Origin of the sequence: Nocardia sp. JW2 (assembly GCF_051843015.1) — a bacterium.
GTDB classification, from domain to species: Bacteria; Actinomycetota; Actinomycetes; order Mycobacteriales; family Mycobacteriaceae; genus Nocardia; species Nocardia coubleae.
In genome coordinates this window covers 185,527-203,282 of sequence record NZ_JBPXLK010000005.1, presented here as the reverse complement: position 1 = coordinate 203,282, position 17,756 = coordinate 185,527, and the positions used below count along the sequence as shown (strand labels likewise).

At 66.9% G+C, this 17,756-nt stretch carries 18 protein-coding genes; 8 read left to right on the top strand and 10 right to left on the bottom strand.

All coding sequences use genetic code 11. The features are described from left to right. Window positions 1-39: 39 nt before the first annotated feature. The 3 genes from lpdA (at window position 40) to ACSVDM_RS10320 (ending at window position 3,040) form a co-directional block, all read left to right on the top strand. Window positions 40-1,443, top strand: coding sequence for a dihydrolipoyl dehydrogenase (gene lpdA / locus ACSVDM_RS10330; protein ID WP_439264231.1), 1,404 nt, complete (start codon window positions 40-42; stop codon window positions 1,441-1,443). A gap of 432 nt (window positions 1,444-1,875) precedes the next feature. Beyond that, window positions 1,876-2,190 (top strand): L,D-transpeptidase, encoded by a 315-nt coding sequence (locus ACSVDM_RS10325; RefSeq protein WP_225278427.1) that lies wholly within the window; start codon window positions 1,876-1,878, stop codon window positions 2,188-2,190. 151 nt (window positions 2,191-2,341) lie between these two features. Beyond that, entirely contained in the window at window positions 2,342-3,040 is a 699-nt protein-coding gene (locus tag ACSVDM_RS10320) for a polysaccharide deacetylase family protein (protein WP_439264229.1), read from the top strand. On the opposite strand, the gene ACSVDM_RS10315 is transcribed toward ACSVDM_RS10320, so the two are convergent. After that, on the bottom strand, window positions 3,037-3,426 hold the full coding sequence (locus tag ACSVDM_RS10315; protein WP_067641981.1) for a winged helix-turn-helix transcriptional regulator: 390 nt from the start codon (window positions 3,424-3,426) through the stop codon (window positions 3,037-3,039). The genes ACSVDM_RS10320 and ACSVDM_RS10315 overlap by 4 nt on opposite strands. A 91-nt stretch (window positions 3,427-3,517) precedes the next feature. On the opposite strand from ACSVDM_RS10315, the gene ACSVDM_RS10310 reads away from it, so the two are divergent. Further along, the gene (locus ACSVDM_RS10310; protein ID WP_439264412.1) at window positions 3,518-4,351 is read left to right on the top strand and encodes an NmrA family NAD(P)-binding protein; all 834 of its coding nucleotides are present in this window, start codon (window positions 3,518-3,520) and stop codon (window positions 4,349-4,351) included. A 159-nt stretch (window positions 4,352-4,510) separates the two neighbouring features. Next, entirely contained in the window at window positions 4,511-4,894 is a 384-nt protein-coding gene (locus tag ACSVDM_RS10305; RefSeq protein WP_084457356.1) for a DoxX family protein, read from the top strand. Here ACSVDM_RS10305 and ACSVDM_RS10300 read toward each other — a convergent pair whose 3' ends face one another. Further along, window positions 4,895-5,272, bottom strand: coding sequence for a VOC family protein (locus tag ACSVDM_RS10300; RefSeq protein ID WP_067641979.1), 378 nt, complete (start codon window positions 5,270-5,272; stop codon window positions 4,895-4,897). It abuts the gene before it with no gap. A gap of 82 nt (window positions 5,273-5,354) precedes the next feature. Beyond that, a complete protein-coding gene (locus ACSVDM_RS10295) occupies window positions 5,355-5,906 on the bottom strand; it encodes a carboxymuconolactone decarboxylase family protein (protein WP_225278432.1) in 552 nt (183 codons plus the stop codon). Between the two features lie 186 nt (window positions 5,907-6,092). On the opposite strand from ACSVDM_RS10295, the gene ACSVDM_RS10290 reads away from it, so the two are divergent. Further along, complete coding sequence (locus tag ACSVDM_RS10290) at window positions 6,093-6,974, top strand: NERD domain-containing protein (RefSeq protein WP_439264227.1); 882 nt, start codon at window positions 6,093-6,095, stop codon at window positions 6,972-6,974. 82 nt (window positions 6,975-7,056) lie between these two features. On the opposite strand, the gene ACSVDM_RS10285 is transcribed toward ACSVDM_RS10290, so the two are convergent. The 6 genes from ACSVDM_RS10285 to urtA are packed head-to-tail and all read right to left on the bottom strand — an operon-like array spanning window position 7,057 to window position 12,568. Then, on the bottom strand, window positions 7,057-7,761 hold the full coding sequence (locus tag ACSVDM_RS10285) for a GntR family transcriptional regulator (RefSeq protein WP_439264225.1): 705 nt from the start codon (window positions 7,759-7,761) through the stop codon (window positions 7,057-7,059). A 14-nt stretch (window positions 7,762-7,775) separates the two neighbouring features. Next, on the bottom strand, window positions 7,776-8,468 hold the full coding sequence (gene urtE, locus ACSVDM_RS10280; protein WP_439264223.1) for an urea ABC transporter ATP-binding subunit UrtE: 693 nt from the start codon (window positions 8,466-8,468) through the stop codon (window positions 7,776-7,778). Next, window positions 8,461-9,267: an urea ABC transporter ATP-binding protein UrtD gene (urtD, locus tag ACSVDM_RS10275; RefSeq protein ID WP_439264221.1), complete on the bottom strand. Its 807-nt coding sequence runs from the start codon at window positions 9,265-9,267 to the stop codon at window positions 8,461-8,463. The genes urtE and urtD overlap by 8 nt, the downstream gene beginning before the upstream one ends. Beyond that, window positions 9,264-10,376, bottom strand: coding sequence for an urea ABC transporter permease subunit UrtC (gene urtC / locus ACSVDM_RS10270; RefSeq protein ID WP_067484714.1), 1,113 nt, complete (start codon window positions 10,374-10,376; stop codon window positions 9,264-9,266). Before urtC ends, urtD begins: the two co-directional genes overlap by 4 nt. Further along, window positions 10,373-11,257 (bottom strand): urea ABC transporter permease subunit UrtB, encoded by an 885-nt coding sequence (gene urtB / locus ACSVDM_RS10265; protein ID WP_067484718.1) that lies wholly within the window; start codon window positions 11,255-11,257, stop codon window positions 10,373-10,375. The genes urtC and urtB overlap by 4 nt, the downstream gene beginning before the upstream one ends. A gap of 60 nt (window positions 11,258-11,317) precedes the next feature. Then, on the bottom strand, window positions 11,318-12,568 hold the full coding sequence (gene urtA / locus ACSVDM_RS10260) for an urea ABC transporter substrate-binding protein (protein WP_439264219.1): 1,251 nt from the start codon (window positions 12,566-12,568) through the stop codon (window positions 11,318-11,320). Window positions 12,569-12,887: 319 nt separating this feature from the next. On the opposite strand from urtA, the gene ACSVDM_RS10255 reads away from it, so the two are divergent. Beyond that, complete coding sequence (locus ACSVDM_RS10255) at window positions 12,888-14,717, top strand: acyl-CoA dehydrogenase (protein WP_357150261.1); 1,830 nt, start codon at window positions 12,888-12,890, stop codon at window positions 14,715-14,717. 3 nt (window positions 14,718-14,720) lie between these two features. Here the strand turns inward: ACSVDM_RS10255 and ramB are convergent, their stop codons facing one another. Next, window positions 14,721-16,127, bottom strand: a complete 1,407-nt coding sequence (gene ramB / locus ACSVDM_RS10250; protein WP_067641970.1) for an acetate metabolism transcriptional regulator RamB — start codon at window positions 16,125-16,127, stop codon at window positions 14,721-14,723. A 94-nt stretch (window positions 16,128-16,221) separates the two neighbouring features. Here ramB and ACSVDM_RS10245 point away from each other — a divergent pair, with 94 nt between their 5' ends. Further along, a complete protein-coding gene (locus ACSVDM_RS10245) occupies window positions 16,222-17,727 on the top strand; it encodes an ATP-dependent DNA ligase (protein ID WP_439264216.1) in 1,506 nt (501 codons plus the stop codon). Window positions 17,728-17,756 lie beyond the last annotated feature (29 nt).

Genomic DNA, 17,756 nt, shown 5'->3' with positions numbered 1-17,756 from the left:
GGTGGGTGAACTCCCCGAAACAGAGTTAGGCTCGGTGACGTGACTTCCCACTACGATGTCGTCGTTCTCGGCGCTGGTCCCGGCGGATATGTCGCCGCGATCCGTGCCGCTCAACTCGGCCTGCGAACAGCGATTGTCGAGCAGAAATACTGGGGTGGCGTGTGCCTGAACGTGGGCTGCATCCCGTCCAAGGCACTGCTGCGCAACGCCGAACTGGCCCACATTTTCCACAAGGAAGCCAAGACCTTCGGCATCTCCGGTGAGGTCAGCTTCGACTTCGGCGCCGCCTTCGACCGCAGCCGCAAGGTGGCCGACGGTCGCGTCAAGGGCGTGCACTTCCTGATGAAGAAGAACAAGATCGACGAGTTCGACGGTCTCGGCACCTTCACCGGCCCGAACTCGCTCGACGTCGCCCTCACCAAGGGCGGCAACGAGTCGATCAGCTTCGACAACGTCATCATCGCCACCGGCACCACGACCAAGCTGCTGCCCGGCACCCAGCTGTCGGAGAACGTGGTCACCTACGAGGAGCAGATCCTCACCCGCGACCTGCCGGGTTCGATCCTCATCGTCGGCGCGGGCGCCATCGGTATGGAGTTCGCCTACGTCCTGAAGAACTACGGCGTCGACGTGCGGATCGTCGAATTCCTCGACCGGGCCCTGCCCAACGAGGACGTCGATGTGTCCAAGGAGATCACCAAGCAGTACAAGAAGCTCGGCATCACCATCACCACCGGTGCGGCCGTGCAGTCGATCGACGACGACGGGTCCAAGGTCACCGTCCAGATCAAGGACAACAAGTCCGGCAACGTCGAGACCGTCACCGTCGACAAGGTGCTGCAGGCCGTCGGCTTCGCGCCGCGCGTGGAGGGCTACGGCCTCGAGACCACCGGCGTCGAGCTCACCGACCGCGGCGCCATCGCGATCGACGACTACATGCGCACCAACGTGGGGCACATCTACGCCATCGGTGACGTCACCGCCAAGCTGCAGCTGGCCCACGTGGCCGAGGCGCAGGGCGTGGTCGCGGCCGAGACCATCGGCGGCGCCGAGACGATGCCGCTGGGTGACTACCGGATGATGCCGCGCGCCACCTTCAGCCAGCCGCAGGTCGCCAGCTTCGGCCTCACCGAGCAGCAGGCCCGCGACGAAGGCTACGACGTGAAGGTGGCGACCTTCCCGTTCACCGCCAACGGCAAGGCCCACGGCCTGGCCGACCCGACCGGCTTCGTGAAGCTGATCGCCGACAACACGCACGGTGAACTCATCGGTGGCCACCTGATCGGCCCCGATGTCTCCGAGCTGCTGCCGGAGCTCACGCTGGCCCAGAAGTGGGACCTCACGGTCAACGAGCTGGCCCGCAACGTGCACACCCACCCGACGCTCAGTGAGGCGTTGCAGGAAGCGATCCATGGCCTCGCCGGCCACATGATCAACTTCTGAGTAGCAGAAACCGAGGGGCGGTTCGCGCAGCGGCCGCCCCTCACTCATGCCCGGAACTACCGGGTTTCTATTTCTTTTCGGCCGAATCGCGGAGTTTGATTTGGTGAATCTTCTTTTGTGGTCGATGATGCGTTAGCACCTTCTGGTGGTTGTTCCTGGCTCGTGTTCGAACTGTTCGTGTTCCATGAGATGGTCCCCTCGCCCCGGTCGACTCGCGGGTGGCGGGCACGGTTGAGAGGCAACTGAGAACCCATGAGCAAGCGCATTCTCGGATGGATGGCACGTGTGGCGGCTCTGGTCGCGGCGGCTGGATCGGTTGCCGTGGCACCCGCAGCGGCGGAACCTCTTTTCCCTGGTGGACCCGATATTCCGGGTGTCCCCTCCGTGATTCCGACGGCGTCGCCCTGCCCGGTGGTCGAGGCGAGGGCGTGCATGCGGCTGTCGACGAACGAGGCATGGCTGGTCGACAACGGGCGGGTGGTCTTCGGGCCGACACCGATCTCGCACGGAATGGCGGGCTTCGAAACTCCGCCCGCGGTGACCCGCATTTCCTTCAAGCGGGAATTCCACTGGAGCACCATGCACGACGCACCGATGCGGTGGGCGACATTCTTCAACGGTGACATGGCATTCCACGTCGGCCCGGTCACCTCGAAGTCGCACGGTTGCGTCCGCATGACCGAAGACGGCGCCCACCGCTTCTTCGACTACCTGAACCCAGGCGATATCACCCAGGTAATACCGTAGCCGCCTCTCCGGGACTTCAGGCCGGACTCGGGTACGTGGGGACTGCGGACGCGGCAAGCTTTTGGATGTGGTCGCGTCCGCCCGTCCCCGGTGAGTTACCCATGTTCTCGCCTTGGGTCGTCGGCGCGAGATATCTGCGGTATACACCACTATGCGCAAATGGTTGACCGGTGGGGCCGCGGTGCTTGTCGTTGTGGTCGCGGTGGTGGCGGGACTTTATGTGCTGATGAATTCGCGCACCTACCAGCTCACCGGCGAACTCGTGAACCGGGTCGAAACCCAGGACAAGGTCGTCGCGCTCACCTTCGACGACGGACCGACCGAGCGCACGCCGGAGATCCTGCGCACGCTGGCCGAATTGCAGGTGCCCGCCACGTTCTATCTCGTCGGTGACGATCTCGCCGCGCGTCCCGAATTGGGGCAGGCGATCGCGGCGGCGGGGCACGAAATCGGCAATCACACCTACACCCATCGCCGCATGGTGCTGGTTTCGGGCGACACCGTGCGTGACGAAATCGAACGCACCGACTCCGAGATCCGCCGCACCGGCTATCAGGGACCGATCACCTTCCGCCCGCCCTACGGCAAGAAGCTCTACGGGCTGCCGAAATACCTCGCCGACCACGACCGCACCACGGTGACCTGGGATGTCGAACCCGATTCCGCGGGCGGCGTCGACCGTGACACCGTGCTCGCCACGACCCTCGAACAGACCCGGCCCGGTTCCATCGTGCTGCTGCACGTCATGCACGGCACCGAATCGGCGGCCGCCCTGCCGGGCATCGTCACCGGCTTGCGCGCACAGGGATACCGGTTCGCCACCGTCTCCGAACTGCTGGCGAAGAACTAGCCGTTGCCGCGGTAGCCGGAGCGTGCCGCCCGCACCGTGTCGATATTGGTCTCGAGGACCTCGATCAGCGCGTGCAGCCGGTCGGCCACCTGTGCGCCCAGCTCGGTGAGGGTGTATTCCACGCGCGGCGGAATGGCCTCGAGGACTTCGCGATGCACCATGCCGTCGCGCTCGAGGGCCTGCAGGGTCTGCGACAACATGCGCTCGCTCACCCCGTCGACCCGCCTGCGCAGCGCGCTGAACCGGAACGGGCCCTCCCGCAGCGCCACCAGGGCGAGCACACCCCACCGGCTCGCGACGTTCTGCAGCACCGACCTGGAGGCGCAGTCGCGCGCGAAGACGTCGGCTTCCAGCGTCTGATCGTCGTCGAGGTGCTGCTCACTCATACCGGTGATCTTACCCTCCTTGACGACAGCGCCTACTGAATGCATAGTACTTACTAATAGTTAGTGCATGTCGATCAGTTCGGAGGAAGTCATGACTGTTGCGGTGGCCGGAGCGAGTGGACAGCTGGGCAGGCTCGTCGTCGAGGCATTGGTGGCGGCGGGTGAGCGGCCGGTGGCGATCGTGCGGGATCCGTCGAAGGTGGCCGATCTCGATGTCGAAGTACGCCGGGCGTCCTATGACGACGCGGCCGCACTCGATACCGCGCTGGTCGGTGTCGACCGGTTGCTGCTCATCTCGGGCAACGAGTTCGGTGCGCGGGTCGCCCAGCACACCACCGTGATTCGAGCGGCCGAACGCGCGGGCGTCGAGCTGCTGGCCTACACGAGCATTCCGCGGGCCGAGGTGAACCCGATGATCCTGGCCGCCGAACATCGCGGCACCGAAGAGGTGCTCGCGGGTGCGTCGGTGCCGACGGTGCTGCTGCGCAACAGCTGGTACTGGGAGAACTACAGCCAGGCCGCGGGCCTCGCCGCGCGGACCGGCGTGCTGCACGGCGCGATGGGCGAGGGTCGCGTCTCGGGTGCGGCCCGGGCCGACTACGCCGAGGCCGCCGCCCGCGTCCTCACCGGCGACGGGCACGCGGGCCGCGTCTACGAGCTGGGTGGTGACGAGGCCCTGTCCGGCCCCGACCTGGCCGCCGCGATCGGTGCCGCCACCGGCGCGACTGTGCGCTACGAGAACCTGCCGACCAGCGAATACGCGGCCACACTGCACGCCGCGGGCGTGGACGAGCAGTTCGCCACGGTCCTCGCCGACTCGGACGCGGGCATCGCACAGGGCTTGCTCGAGGTGCGCACCGGCGACCTCACCAAGCTCCTCGGCCGCCCGGCCACCCCGGCAGCCTCGGTCTTCGCGCCCGCCTGAGCCCCCGGGCCTCCGAGGTTCCGTCGGCTTCGACCGGATCCTGAGCGGTCCCCGTCCGGCGATCTGAGTGCCGACGGGGACCGGTTGGAAGGTGACGGTGCCCCGGGGCGGCCCAAGTGCCCGGTGACGACCCCGGTTCGCACCGCTACAGTGCGGAGCGTGGCTCATGAAACTCCCCGTCGACGCGCGCACACCTACCTGAGCGGTTTGTTGTTCGTGGTCGGTGTCCTGCATTTCGTCGCGCCGAAGCTGTTCGACGGCATCGTTCCCAAGCAGTTGCCCGGCGAACCCCGGGCCTACACCTACGGCTCAGGGGTCGCCGAGCTCGGGGTCGCGACGGCGCTGGCGGTGCCGAGGACCAGGCGTTTCGGCGGGTGGCTCGCCGCGGGCCTGTTCGTCGCCGTCTTCCCCGCCAATGTGCAGATGACCGTCGACGTGCTCGGCAATCCCAAGTCCTCGCCCGCTTTCAAGGCCGGGGTGATCGCGCGGTTGCCGCTGCAGATTCCGCTGATCGTGGCCGCCTTGCGCGTCGCGCGCCGCTGATCACACCCACTGCACGAGCTGGATGACCACCCCGTTGGGGTCGGTCATCTGGAAGTAGCGCTCGCCCCATTCCTCGGTTTCGATGGGCGTCTCGATCGGGACGCCCGCGCCGCGCAAGCGCTCGTATTCGCTGTCGATATCGTCGACCACGAACACGACGAGCACGCCCTCGCCCGCGCTGCCCGCGATGCGCGCCGGCTTGAACGACTTCAAGCCGGTGCGCAGGTAGATGACGTCCATGCCCGCGTCGGGCCGTCCGACGCTGACGAACCCGTCGGCGGCCATGTTCTCGGTGAAACCGAGGTGGTCGATGAGGAACTGGGCCGACGCCTGCGGGTCGTCCACATTGAGCGAGACGGCGGAAGCGGTGATCTGCATGGACTCTCCTCGGTGACGTTACTCCGTACTTTGTACGCTTTTAGTCTGCGAAGAATGACCACGAACCGCTCTATGAGCTGGATCACACCTTGAAGGTGTCGCGTTCGATCCGCAGCGTGGTGATGGTCGACGCGAGGCCCTCGTACTGGTTGACGAGCAACACGATCTCGATGAGCAACCGCTCGTCGTAGTGCGCGGCCAGCTCCGCCCACGCCGCGTCGTCGATATCGCGGGTGGTCACCAGCCGGTCGGTCGCGGTGAGCAGTGCCCGCTGACGCGGCGTCCACCCCTCCGCATCCGGCCCCGCCGCCACCCGGTCCACCTCGACCGCCGTGAGTCCGGCCTTGCGCCCGAGCCGGCGATGATGATCGGCCTCGTAACCGCAGTCGCGCAGATGCGCCACCCGCAGAATCACCAATTCGGCCTCCGCGCGCGGCAATCGCCCACCGGGCATGAGCTTGCCGGAGAAATGCAGCCAACCGCGGAACAGTCCACGCGTGCGTCCGAGTGTGCTGAAAAGGTGGGCGTCCGCCGTGCCCGCCGCGCGAGAAAGTACCTGCCAGACAACCCAGTTGATCGGTCCGAGTTCACCCAACCGGCCGGGGGAAATGCGTGGTAGGGGCGTTGCGGCCATCGTCGTCCACCTCGTCTTATCGCTCGGTTCCGTCGGAATCGACAGCGTACTCGGCGGTACGCGCGCACGGTGGCGAGTCGGTTTTTCTTTGGTTTCCAGTGGTTTTCGGAACAGTTGCGCGTCATGATTTGGGTACCGCAGCGCGCAGCGGCGGTGAGGTCGCAGCAGTGGTAGGGGAACATCGCAATGCTGGTTCGGATCAGGCCGGGCGCGGAACTCACCGGCGCCGAGCGGGAGTTCGTCGAATGCCTGAGCGCCTATCCGAGCCCGGGGCTCGCCCTGATCGACCCACAGGTGGGGGATCGGCGCCTCGACGCGGTGGTGGTGACGCCACGGGGGATCACGGTGCTCGACGTGTTGGGATTCCGGCGACGGCAGAGCGGGTTGCTTGCCCTGTCGCGCACGGGGGCGTGGACGATCAGTGACAGTCCGCTGGAGTTGGAGGCCGGACCGTCGAGCGGGCTGACCGACCGGCTCGAACACGGTGTGCACGCGGTGCGGGTGGCGCTGGAACACGCGCTGCAGGAGAGCAGGCATGTGTGCGGCGCGGTGGTACTCGTGCCGTACCGGGGTGTGGTGGTTCGACCGGCGCGCACCGCCTTACGTCCGGGCCTCGACGTGCTGGTCGCCAATACCGTAGACGCGCACGAACTGCGCGTCTACCTGGAGAACTTCTCGGTCGGCCCGCGCGAATGGACCGTCGAGAGGGTGCTCAACACCTGCGCCGCCCTCGGCCTGGCCGACCTCGCCCCCACCCGTGCCGAGCTCACCGACGACGGCTTCCCGGCCAAACGCCCCGACCCGGCACCGCGCGCCCCGCGCCCCCGCCGTGTCGAACCGCCCGCCCCGCCGACCGAACCGGCCGAGGAGGGCAAACTGGCAGGTTTGATTGTGTTCGGACTGGCTGTGCTCGGCATGTTGATCGTGCTGGTGATGGTGATCCTCGCTCTGCTCACCGACTCACCGTCCCCACGAACGGTCTCCGACGTCACCGAGTCGACCACCCCTGCCCCGGTCACCGTCACCCATCGTCCCGCGCACTGCTGGCCGTTCCAGTCCGACTGTTGACCCACATCCGACACCGCTGCACCATCGTGGCTCGGGCCGAGCTATGACATGTCCGGCTGGCGTCGACAGCGCGACGCAACCGTCAATCACGCACAGTTCCACCCAGTTTCGTGAAGGCGATAGCCTGCTCGGCCCGCGCCCGCACGTGCACGCAGGATGCGGTGATGTGGGTGACGAGGGTGTGCATGGCACGCTCGCGGCGTCCGGCCAGCACGTGCTCGGCGATGGCGATGTGCTCGGCGGTCATCGCCGCGACCCGGTCGGTGGTCGGCACATCCATCGTGCGCACCGGGCGCACCCGGATGTAGACGGCACTCAGCGCTTCGGCGAGGGCCGAATTGCCCGCTGCCCGAAGCAGTTCGGTGTGGAACCGCTCATCGGCGGCGACCAGCTCGGGTCCCGGGCGGGGCGGCGCGTCCCTGAATTCCTGCCAGCGCGTGAGTTCCGTGCGCACAGCGGCCAGGTCGTGTCCGGCCGGGGCCGCCGCAGAACCAAGCGCCGAACGTTGAAACCCGCGTGTCTCCAGCACCATTCGCAACTCGAACAGCTCGTCGAGTTCGGCCAGCCGTGGCCGGTACAGGTACAGACCCTCGGGATGACGCTGCACCAGCCCGTCGGCCTGCAACCGTGCCAGCGCCTCGCGCACCGGCGTGCGCGAGACGCCGTAGCGCCGGGCCAGCCGTTCGGCGCGCAACCGTTCGGCCGGTGCGAGCCGACCGGTCGCCAGGTCGTCACGTAGCGATTCGTACACGCGGTCGGCCAGCGAAACCCGCCCACCCCTGCCCATGACGCGGCCTGCGTTCAGATCGCCATCGCCGCGCGCACAGCCGATTCCGCGCCCGCACCGCCCGGTCCGGTGGAACCGACGTGCCCCGAGTGCAGCACGTAGTACTGCTGGGCGGCCTGCAACGCGAAACCGATGTGTTGCTCCACCAGCAGCACGCTCAGCCCACCGCGCTGCGTCAATTCGATGATGGTCCGCTCGATCTCGGCGACGACCGAGGGCTGGATACCCTCGGTCGGTTCGTCGAGGATGAGCAGCTTCGGTTCGGTGATGAGGGCGCGCGCGATGGCGAGTTGCTGCCGCTGACCACCCGAGAGCAGCCCGGCCTTGCGGGTGAGCAGCTCGCGCAGGGCGGGGAACAGATCCAGCGATTCGTCGATCAGCGCCTTGCCGCGCTTGCGACCGTCGGCAACCACCTGCAGGTTCTCGGCTGTGGACAGCTGGGGAAAACTCTGCTGGCCCTGCGGAACATAGGCGATGCCCCGTTTCACCCGTTGCGATGGCGAGAGCTTGCTGATCTTATCGCCGTCGAAGGTGATGGTGCCCGACTTGGTCGGCAGCAGTCCGACGGCGGTGCGCAGCAGGGTGGTCTTGCCCGCGCCGTTGTGGCCCATGATGGCGACCACGCTGTCGTCGGGGACGGTCAGGCTCACGCCGTGGACCACTTCGGTGCGCCCGTATCCCGAACGGACCTCGTCTAGTTCAAGCATCGGCGGCTTCCTTGTCTGTGGTTGCCATGGCGGCGGTGCCGAGGTAGACCTCCTGCACGCGCGGGTCGGCCTGCACCTGTTCCACGCTGCCCTCGCTGAGCACCTTGCCGCCCGCGAGCACCGTCACCGAGGTGGCGAAGGACCGCATGAAGTCCATGTCGTGCTCCACGACCAGGACCACACGGTCACCGCCGATGCGGCGCAACAGGTTTCCGGTTTCCTCGCGTTCTTCGGCGCTCATGCCCGCGACGGGTTCGTCGAGCAGCAGCACTGAGGCGTTCTGCACCAGCAGCATGCCGATCTCGAGCCACTGCTTCTGCCCGTGCGCGAGCACACCGGCAGGCTTGTCGCGCAGTGCGGTGAGACCCGTTGTCTCCAAGGCCTCTTCGATGGCGGGCAGCACGGATTTGCGCGCACGCAGCAGCGACAGCGCCGAGCGGCCCGCACCCGCCGCGATGTCGAGGTTCTGCAGCACCGTGAGCTGCTCGAACACACTCGCCGTCTGGAAGGTGCGCCCCACACCGAGCCGGGCGATCTGGTGCACCTTCTTGCCGAGCAGTTCGATACCCGACTTCTGCGCCGACCCGATGGCCGGGACCAAGCCGGTGATGGCGTCGATCAGCGTCGTCTTGCCCGCACCGTTGGGACCGATGAGGAACCGCAGGTCGCCCTGCAGCACCGTCAGGTCCACGTCGGTGACCGCCTTGAAACCGTCGAAACTCACCGAGAGCCCACGGATTTCGAGGTAGTCGCTGTTCATGCCCGCATTGCCGCCGGGCTTGGGTTCGTGTGAAGTCATCGGGCCAGCACCTTCTCCTCGGTGACCACGGCGGGTGTTTCCGGTTTGCGGCTCGCGCGCCATCCCTTGACCATCGGCCACAGTCCGGCGAGACCGGCGGGGATGAACCCGACGACCACGATGAACAGCACGCCCTGCAGGTAGGTCCAGCCCGACGGGAACGACTCCGACAGCGAGGTCTGCGCCCAGGCCACACCGATCGCGCCGAGTACCGGACCGAGCAGGGTGGTGCGGCCACCGATGGCGACCCCGATCAGGAACGCGATCGACGGGACCACACCGATATCGGCGGGCGAGATGATGCCGACGATCGGCGTGAACAGCGCACCGGCGATACCGGCGAGGAACGCCGCGACCACGTACGCGACGATCTTGATATTCGCGGGATCGTACCCGAGGAAGCGCACCCGCTCCTCGGCGTCACGCACCGCGATCAGCAGCTCGCCGTAGCGGCTGCGGTTGAGTTGACGGATCAGCGCGACCACCACGAGCAGCGTGCCCGCCGCGATGAAGAACAGCATCTGCCGGTTGGCCGGGTCCGAGAGGCGGAACCCGAAGAACGCCCGGAAGTCCGACAGCCCGGTGAAGCCGCCGATGGCCTGCTGACCGGTCAGCAGAATCGCCAGCGCCGCCGCGAGCGCCTGGCTCAGGATGGCGAAGTACGCACCGCGCACCCGCCGCTTGAACACGCCGTACCCGAGCACAGCCGCGACCAGCGCGGGCAGCACGAGGATGGCCAGGATCGCGACCGACGCGGATTCGAACGGCTGCCAGAAACCCGGCAGTTCGCTGATTCCGGAGATCTCCATGAACTCCGGCACCTCGTTGCCAAGGCGCGCGGCGTCGGCGAGCTGCATGTGCATGGCCATGATGTAGGCGCCGATACCGAAGAACACACCCTGGCCGAGGGTGAGCATTCCGCCACGGCCCCAAGCCAAACCGATGCCCGCCGCCACGATCGCGAAGCAGAGGAATTTGGCGAGCAGGTTCAGCCGGAAGTCGCTCAGCACCGCCGGGGCGACGGCGAACAGGATTATCGCCGCGACCGCGAACCCGGCCAGCGGAGTGAGCCGGGGATAGGCGCGAAGGCGTTCAGTCAGTGCGTTCATGCCAGGCTCCTCGTCCGCACGGTGAACAGACCCTGCGGGCGGACCTGCAGGAAGATGACGATCAGCACGAACACGATCACCTTCGCGATCGACGCGGTGGTGGAGTATTCGATGAAGGAATTGAGCAGACCGAGCGCGAACGCCGCGATCACTGTGCCCTTGATCTGGCCGAGCCCACCGATCACCACCACGAGGAAGGCGTCGATCAGATAGCTCTGCCCGATGGTCGGGCTGGTCGAACCGATGAGCGTGAGCGCGACACCGGCCACACCCGCCAGGCCCGAACCGATGAAGAACGTGCTGATATCGGTGAATCTGCTGGATATACCGCTGGTTTCGGCGAGACCGCGGTTCTGCACGACCGCGCGGATGCGACGGCCCATCGGGGTCGTCTTGAGGACGGCGGCCAGCGCGGTCACCGCGACGATCGCGAGCACGAGAATGAAGATGCGCGTCTTGGGCACCACCGCACCGGCGATAGTGATTCCGCCACTGAGCCATTCGGGCACCAGCACGTTCTTGGCCGGCGCGCCGAAGATGTCACGCGCGGCCTGCTGCAACACCAGGCCGACACCGAAGGTGACGAGCAGGGTGTCGAGCGGGCGGTCGTACATGTAGCGGATGAGGCCCATTTCCAGGACGGCACCGAGCAGGCCACCGATCAGGAAACCGGCGAGCAGCGAGACGGCCAGCGACACACCGGCCGAGGAGAAGACCTGCTGCACAACATAAGTGGTGTAGCAGCCGGCCATGATGAACTCGCCGTGCGCCATATTGATGACGCCCATCTGACCGAAGGTCAGCGACAAACCGAGCGCGGCGAGCAGAAGAATGGATCCCAGGCTCAGCCCTGTGAAGAGCTGGCCGATCAGCACGTCCATGGTGGTGGACTCCTAGAGAAACGGTGTGGGGCGCGGCGCGCCCCACACCTGCCGGGCGACTTACTTCAGGCCCTTGGCCCACTCGTAGGACTTCAGGTACGGGTCGGGCGTGATCGCCTTGCCGGAATCCCACACCGTGTAGATCAGGCCGTCGGCGCGGATCTCACCGATGCGGGCGGTCTTGGTGATGTGATGGTTGGAGCCGTCGATGGTGACGGTGCCCTCGGGCGCCTCGAAGCTCACGCCGTCGGCCGCGGCCTGGATGTCGGCCACCGCGAACGACTTCGCCTTCTCCACCGTGTTCTTCCACAGGAACACCGAGGCGTACGCGGCTTCCATCGGATCGGAGGTCGGCTTGTCGGCGCCGAAGGCGGCCTTGTAGTCGGCGACGAACTTCTTGTTCGCCGGGGAGTCGACGGTCTGGTAGTAGTTCCAGGCGGTCAGCTGGCCGGCGAGGCGATCCGCACCGATACCGACGACCTCTTCCTCGGCGATCGACACCGAGACCACCGGCATCTCGGCGGCCTTCAGGCCCGCGTTGGAGTACTCACGGAAGAACGCCACGTTGGAGTCGCCGTTGAGGGTGTTGAACACCGCGCCCGCCTTGGCGGTGCGCACCTTGTTGACGATGGTGGAGAAGTCGGTGGAGCCGAGCGGGGTGTAGTCCTCGCCCTTGATCTCGATGCCGTTGGCGGCGGCGTAGGCCCTGATCTCGCGGTTGGCGGTCTGCGGGAAGACGTAGTCCGAACCGACCAGGTAGAGGGAGGTGATGCCCTTCTGCTTCAGGTAGTCCAGGGCCGGGACGATCTGCTGATTGGTGGTGGCGCCGGTGTAGAAGATGTTCTTGGAATCTTCCAGACCCTCGTACTGCACCGGGTAGTAGAGCAGCGAGTTCAGGCTCTCGAACTTGGGCTTCATGGCCTTGCGGCTCGAGGAGGTCCAGCCGCCGAACACCGCGGCGACACAGTCGGAGCTGATGAGCTTCTCGGCCTTCTCGGCGAAGGTCTTCGGGTCGGACGCGCCGTCCTCGGGGACGAGCTCGATCTTCTTGCCGAGCACGCCGCCCGCCGCGTTGATCTGGTCGACCGCCAGCTTGGTCGAATTGGCAACGGTGACTTCGGAAATCGCCATGGTGCCAGAGAGCGAGTGCAGCGAACCGACCTTGATGGTGTCTTTGGTTGTGTCGACGCAGGACGCCGCGGTGGAACCGGTCGAGGCGTCGTCGCGGGCGCCGCAGCCGGTGAGCAACAGGCCGGCCAGGGCTACCGCCGTGGGGACGGCCAGTGCCCTGAGCACACGGGAATCAGACATGGGGCGTTCTCCTCATCAGGTGTAACGGCGGCGCACGCGCGCCACAACGAACACACCGCTGCCTGGCTGTACACCGGGTTGTATACAGCGGCTGTATTCGTGAGCGGAACAGTAGATGGAACATGTTGCAGCGGAATATCTCCCGATCACGTGCCCGTTTCGTCTGTTTCGTCCGTGTGAATTGTTCGGCGGGGAGCTACGGCGTGGCTACGGTTGCGTAGCCACGCGCCCGTGCGGCACGCTGGCGATTCGTACGACGTCGAACAGCCGGAATCTCGCGGCGCTCGGGCCGCGGGGTGGTCAGTCGAGGAGGAGCCCAGTGGGGCACTACAAGGCCAACGTGCGTGACATCGAATTCAATCTCTTCGAGGTACTCGGGCTCGACAAACTCCTCGACACCGGCGCCTACGGCGACCTGGACTCCGACACGGTGCGTCACATCCTCGACGAGGTGCGCAGGCTGGCCGAGGGGCCGATCGCGGAGACCTTCGCCGAGGCCGACCGCAACCCGGTCACCTACAACCCCGACACCTTCGACATCACCGTGCCCGAGCCGCTGCGCAAGACCGTGGCCGCCGTGCACGAGGCGCAGTGGTACCGGCTCGGCATGCCCGAGGGCATGGACGGCACGCCCGCGCCCAACGTGCTGCTGTGGGCCATCAACGAGCTCATCATCTGCGCCAACCCCTCGGCCAGCTTCTTCAATATGGGCCCGCTCATGGGCTCGGTGCTCTACGAGATCGGCACAGAGGAGCAGAAGCGTTGGGCGCGTGGGGGTTTCGAGCGCGGCTGGCAGGGCACGATGGTGCTCACCGAGCCGGACGCGGGCTCCGACGTCGGCGCGGGCCGCACCAAGGCGATCCCGCAGCCCGACGGGTCCTGGCATATCGAAGGAGTGAAGCGGTTCATCTCCGGTGGCGATGTGGGCGAGGCGGCCGAGAACATCTTCCACCTGGTGCTGGCCCGGCCCGAAGGCGCGGGACCGGGTACCAAGGGTCTGTCGCTGTTCTACGTGCCGAAGTTCCTCTTCGACCCCGACACCATGGAGATCGGCGACCGCAACGGTGTGTACGTCACCGGGCTCGAGCACAAGATGGGCATCAAATCCTCGCCCACGTGCGAGCTCACCTTCGGCGCCACCGGTGTGCCCGCCAAGGGGTGGCTGGTGGGTGAGGTGCACAACGGGATCGCGCAGATGTTCAAGGTGATCGAGAACGCGCGCATGACCGTGGGGGTGAAGTCGTCGGGCACGTTGTCGACCGGGTATCTGAACGCGCTCGAATACGCCAAGACGCGGGTGCAGGGCGCTGATCTCACGCAGATGACCGACAAGACGGCGCCGCGCGTGACCATCACCCACCATCCCGATGTGCGCCGGTCGCTGGCCATGCAGAAGGCGTACGCGGAGGGGCTGCGGGCGGTGTACCTCTACACGGCCGCACATCAGAATGTGGATGTGGCGCAGCTGGTTTCGGGCGCCGACCCGGAGATGGCGCACCGGATCGACGATCTGTTGCTGCCGATCGTCAAGGGTGTCGGCTCCGAGCGGGCCTATCAGTTGCTCACCGAATCGCTGCAGACCTTCGGTGGGTCCGGGTATCTGCAGGACTACCCGATCGAGCAGTACATCCGCGACGCGAAGATCGACTCGCTGTACGAGGGCACCACCGCCATCCAGGCCCAGGACTTCTTCTTCCGCAAGATCATTCGCGACGGCGGCGCCGCGATGGGCCACCTCAACGCCCAGATCACCGCGTTCCTGGCCAACGATTCCGGCCGCTTCGCCACCGAACGCGCCCTGCTGCGCACCGCCCAGTCCGACGTCGCCGCCATGGCCGCCACCCTCACCGGCTACGCCATGGCAGGCCAACAGGACCCCGCCGAGCTCTACAAGGTCGGCCTGGGCTCGGTCCGCTTCCTGATGGCCGTCGGCGACCTGCTCATCGGCTGGCGCCTGCTCGCCCAGGCCGAAATCGCCGCCGCCGCCCTCACCGGCGAATCCTCCGCCAAGGACCGCCCCTTCTACCAGGGCAAAGTAGCCGTAGCCTCCTTCTTCGCCAAGAACGTCCTCCCCGAACTCACCGCAACCCGCTCCGTCCTGGCCGCCCTCGACACCGACATCATGGCCATCCCGGAAGAAGCCTTCTGAGCGCTACTTGATGAGGTAGGGGGAGACGGAGCTGCGGTGTTCGCTGATGTCGAGGGACTTGCCGAGTGGGGGGAAGGCGCGTTGGGGGCAGTTGGAGCGGACGCAGACTCGGCAGCCCGCGCCGATGGGGGTGGCGGTGGCTTCGCCGAGGTCGATGCCGTCGGCGTAGACGACGCGGGAGGCGTGGCGTAGTTCGCAGCCGAGGCCGATGGCGAAGGTCTTGCTCGGCTGGCCGTAGCGGGTGGCGCGACGTTCCACGGTGCGCGCGACCCACAGGTATTTGCGGCCGTCGGGCATCTGGGCGATCTGGGTCATGATCTTGCCCGGATAGGCGAAGGTCTCGTAGACATTCCACAGCGGGCAGGTGCCGCCGCTGGCGGAGAAGTGGAAACCCGTGGCGGACTGGCGTTTCGACATGTTGCCCGCGCGGTCCACCCGAACGAAGGAGAACGGCACACCGCGCAGCGACGGGCGTTGCAGGGTGGACAGGCGGTGGCAGATGGTCTCGTAACTCTGCGAGAAGAACGCCGACAACCGTTCGATGTCGTACCGGAAGTCCTCGGCCACTTCGTGAAAGTGGGTGTAGGGCAACACGGTTGCCGCGGCGAAGTAGTTGGCGAGACCGAGCATGGCCAGCTTGCGTGACGCGTCGGAGGCGAAATTGCCCTCCTCGACCAGCTTTTCGAGCAGTCCGCCGCATTCCAGATAGGCCAGTTCGGCGGCCAGTTTGAAGGTGCGCTGCCCGCCGGACAGGTGCGGGGAGATCTCGAGCTGCTTGGTCTGCGGGTCGTAGGTGTGCAGCACGCCCTCGCCGAGGTCGATGCGTTCGCTGATCCGCACCCCGTGGGAGCGGAGCAGTCGCGCGATCTCGGTGCTCACCTCGCCGCCGTGGAAGCGGATGCGCGCGGTGAGATCCTCTGCGGCGGTGTCCAGCTCGTGGATGTAGTTCTGGCGCTGATAGAAGTAGTCGCGCACTTCCTCGTGCGGTTTGCTGATCGCGGCACTGCCTGAGCCGTCGGCGAAACGGTCCTCGGTGGCGGCGGCCAGCTGGGCGCTGGTGTTGCGGTACCGGTTGTGCATGGCGACCAGGGCCCGCGCCATCGACGGGTGCGCCGACACCATGTCGGCGATCTCCTTGGTGTCGGCCTCGATGCCCAGCTCGGCATCCATCACGACTTCCTGGAGTTCGGCGATGAGCCGGGTGTCGTCCTGGGCGGAGAAGAAGGTCGGATCGACGCCGAAGACCTCGTTGATGCGGGTGAGCACCGGGACCGTCAGCGGCCGCACATCGTGCTCGATCTGGTTGAGGTAGCTGGCCGAGATCTCCAGTTTCTGGGCCAGCGTCACCTGGCTCAGCCCACGCTCGGTACGCAGCTGGCGCAGCCGCGCACCGACATAGGTTTTGGCCATATGTCCAGTTTATGGGCGGTTTCACAGGGTTGCCAACCGGTTCTTAGCAGCGTGTGCTGAGCGATGTGTCACACCCGCGCGCTACGGTCGAACGGTGCTGTTCAGCGATGTCGTCGCGACCTCGGAGCAGGTCCGGGCCACCCGGTCGCGCAAGGAGAAGACCGCCGCCCTCGCCGCGTTGCTCTCGGCCGCGGGTCCGGCGGAGATCGGCACCGTGGTCGCCTGGTTGTCGGGTGAACTCACCCAGGGCCGGATCGGTGTGGGGTGGCGAACGGTGACCGGGCTGGGCGCGGCGGCGAGCGACCGGAACCGACTCACGGTCGAACAGGTCGACGACTACTTCACCCGGCTGAAGGGCCTGAGTTCCACCAACAGCCGCCGCGAAATACTCACCGAGCTGTTCACGGCGGCGACCGAAGAGGAACAGTCCTTCCTGATCCGGCTGCTCACCGGCGAACTGCGCCAGGGCGCGCTCACCGCGCAGGTGGTGGAGGGCCTGGCCCGATCCACCGGCATCGGCGTCGACGTGATCCGCCGCGCGCACATGCTCTCCGGGAACCTGCCCGCCACCGCGGTCGCCGCGATCACCGGCGGCGAGGACGCGCTGCGGGCGTTCCGTCTCGAGGTCGGCAGGCCGGTCGCGCCGATGCTCGCTTCCCCGGGCGGCTCGCTGGACGAGGCGCTGGCCGAACTCGGCCCGCAGGTGAGCGTCGAACACAAGCTCGACGGCGCCCGCATCCAGGTGCACCGGGCGGGGGAGCAGGTGTGGGTATTCACCCGCACCCTGCGCGACATCACCGCGGGCGTACCCGAACTGGTCGAACTGGTTCGTGGCCTGGACTGCACGAGCGTGGTGCTCGACGGCGAGACCCTCGCGCTCACCGACGCCGGTCGCCCGCGCCCGTTCCAGGAGACGATGAGCCGCTTCGCCACCATCGGCGACACGCGCGAACTGCTGCTGCACCCGTACTTCTTCGACTGCCTGCACCTGGACGGCGAAGACCTGCTCGACGAACCCCTGCGCGTGCGCCGCCGGGCGCTGGACCGGGTGGCCGGACCGCACGCCATCCCGGCACTGGTCGCGCCCGACGCCGAGGCGGCCGCCGAGTGCTACGACGACGCGCTCGCCGTCGGCAACGAGGGCGTGATGGTCAAGTCGCTCGAAGCGCCGTACGCGGCGGGCAGGCGCGGCAAAGCCTGGCAGAAGGTCAAACCCGCGCACACCCTCGACCTGCTGGTCATCGGTGCCGAATGGGGTTACGGCCGCCGCACCGGATTCCTGTCGAACCTGCACCTGGCCGCGCTCGACCCGGACACCGGCGAACCGGTGATGGTCGGCAAGACCTTCAAGGGCCTCACCGACGAACTGCTGCGCTGGCAGACCGAGGAATTCCCCGCCCACGCCACCCACCGCGACGCCCAGACGGTGTACCTGCGCCCGGACCTGGTGGTCGAGATCGCGCTCGACGGCGTGCAGACCAGCACCCGGTACCCCGGCGGCGTCGCCTTGCGTTTCGCCCGGGTGCTTCGGTACCGCCCGGACAAGGAACCCGCCCAGGCGGACACCATCGAAACCGTGCGTGCGCTGGGCGGACACTGACCCGCCACGACTTTCGGGGCAACACTGCG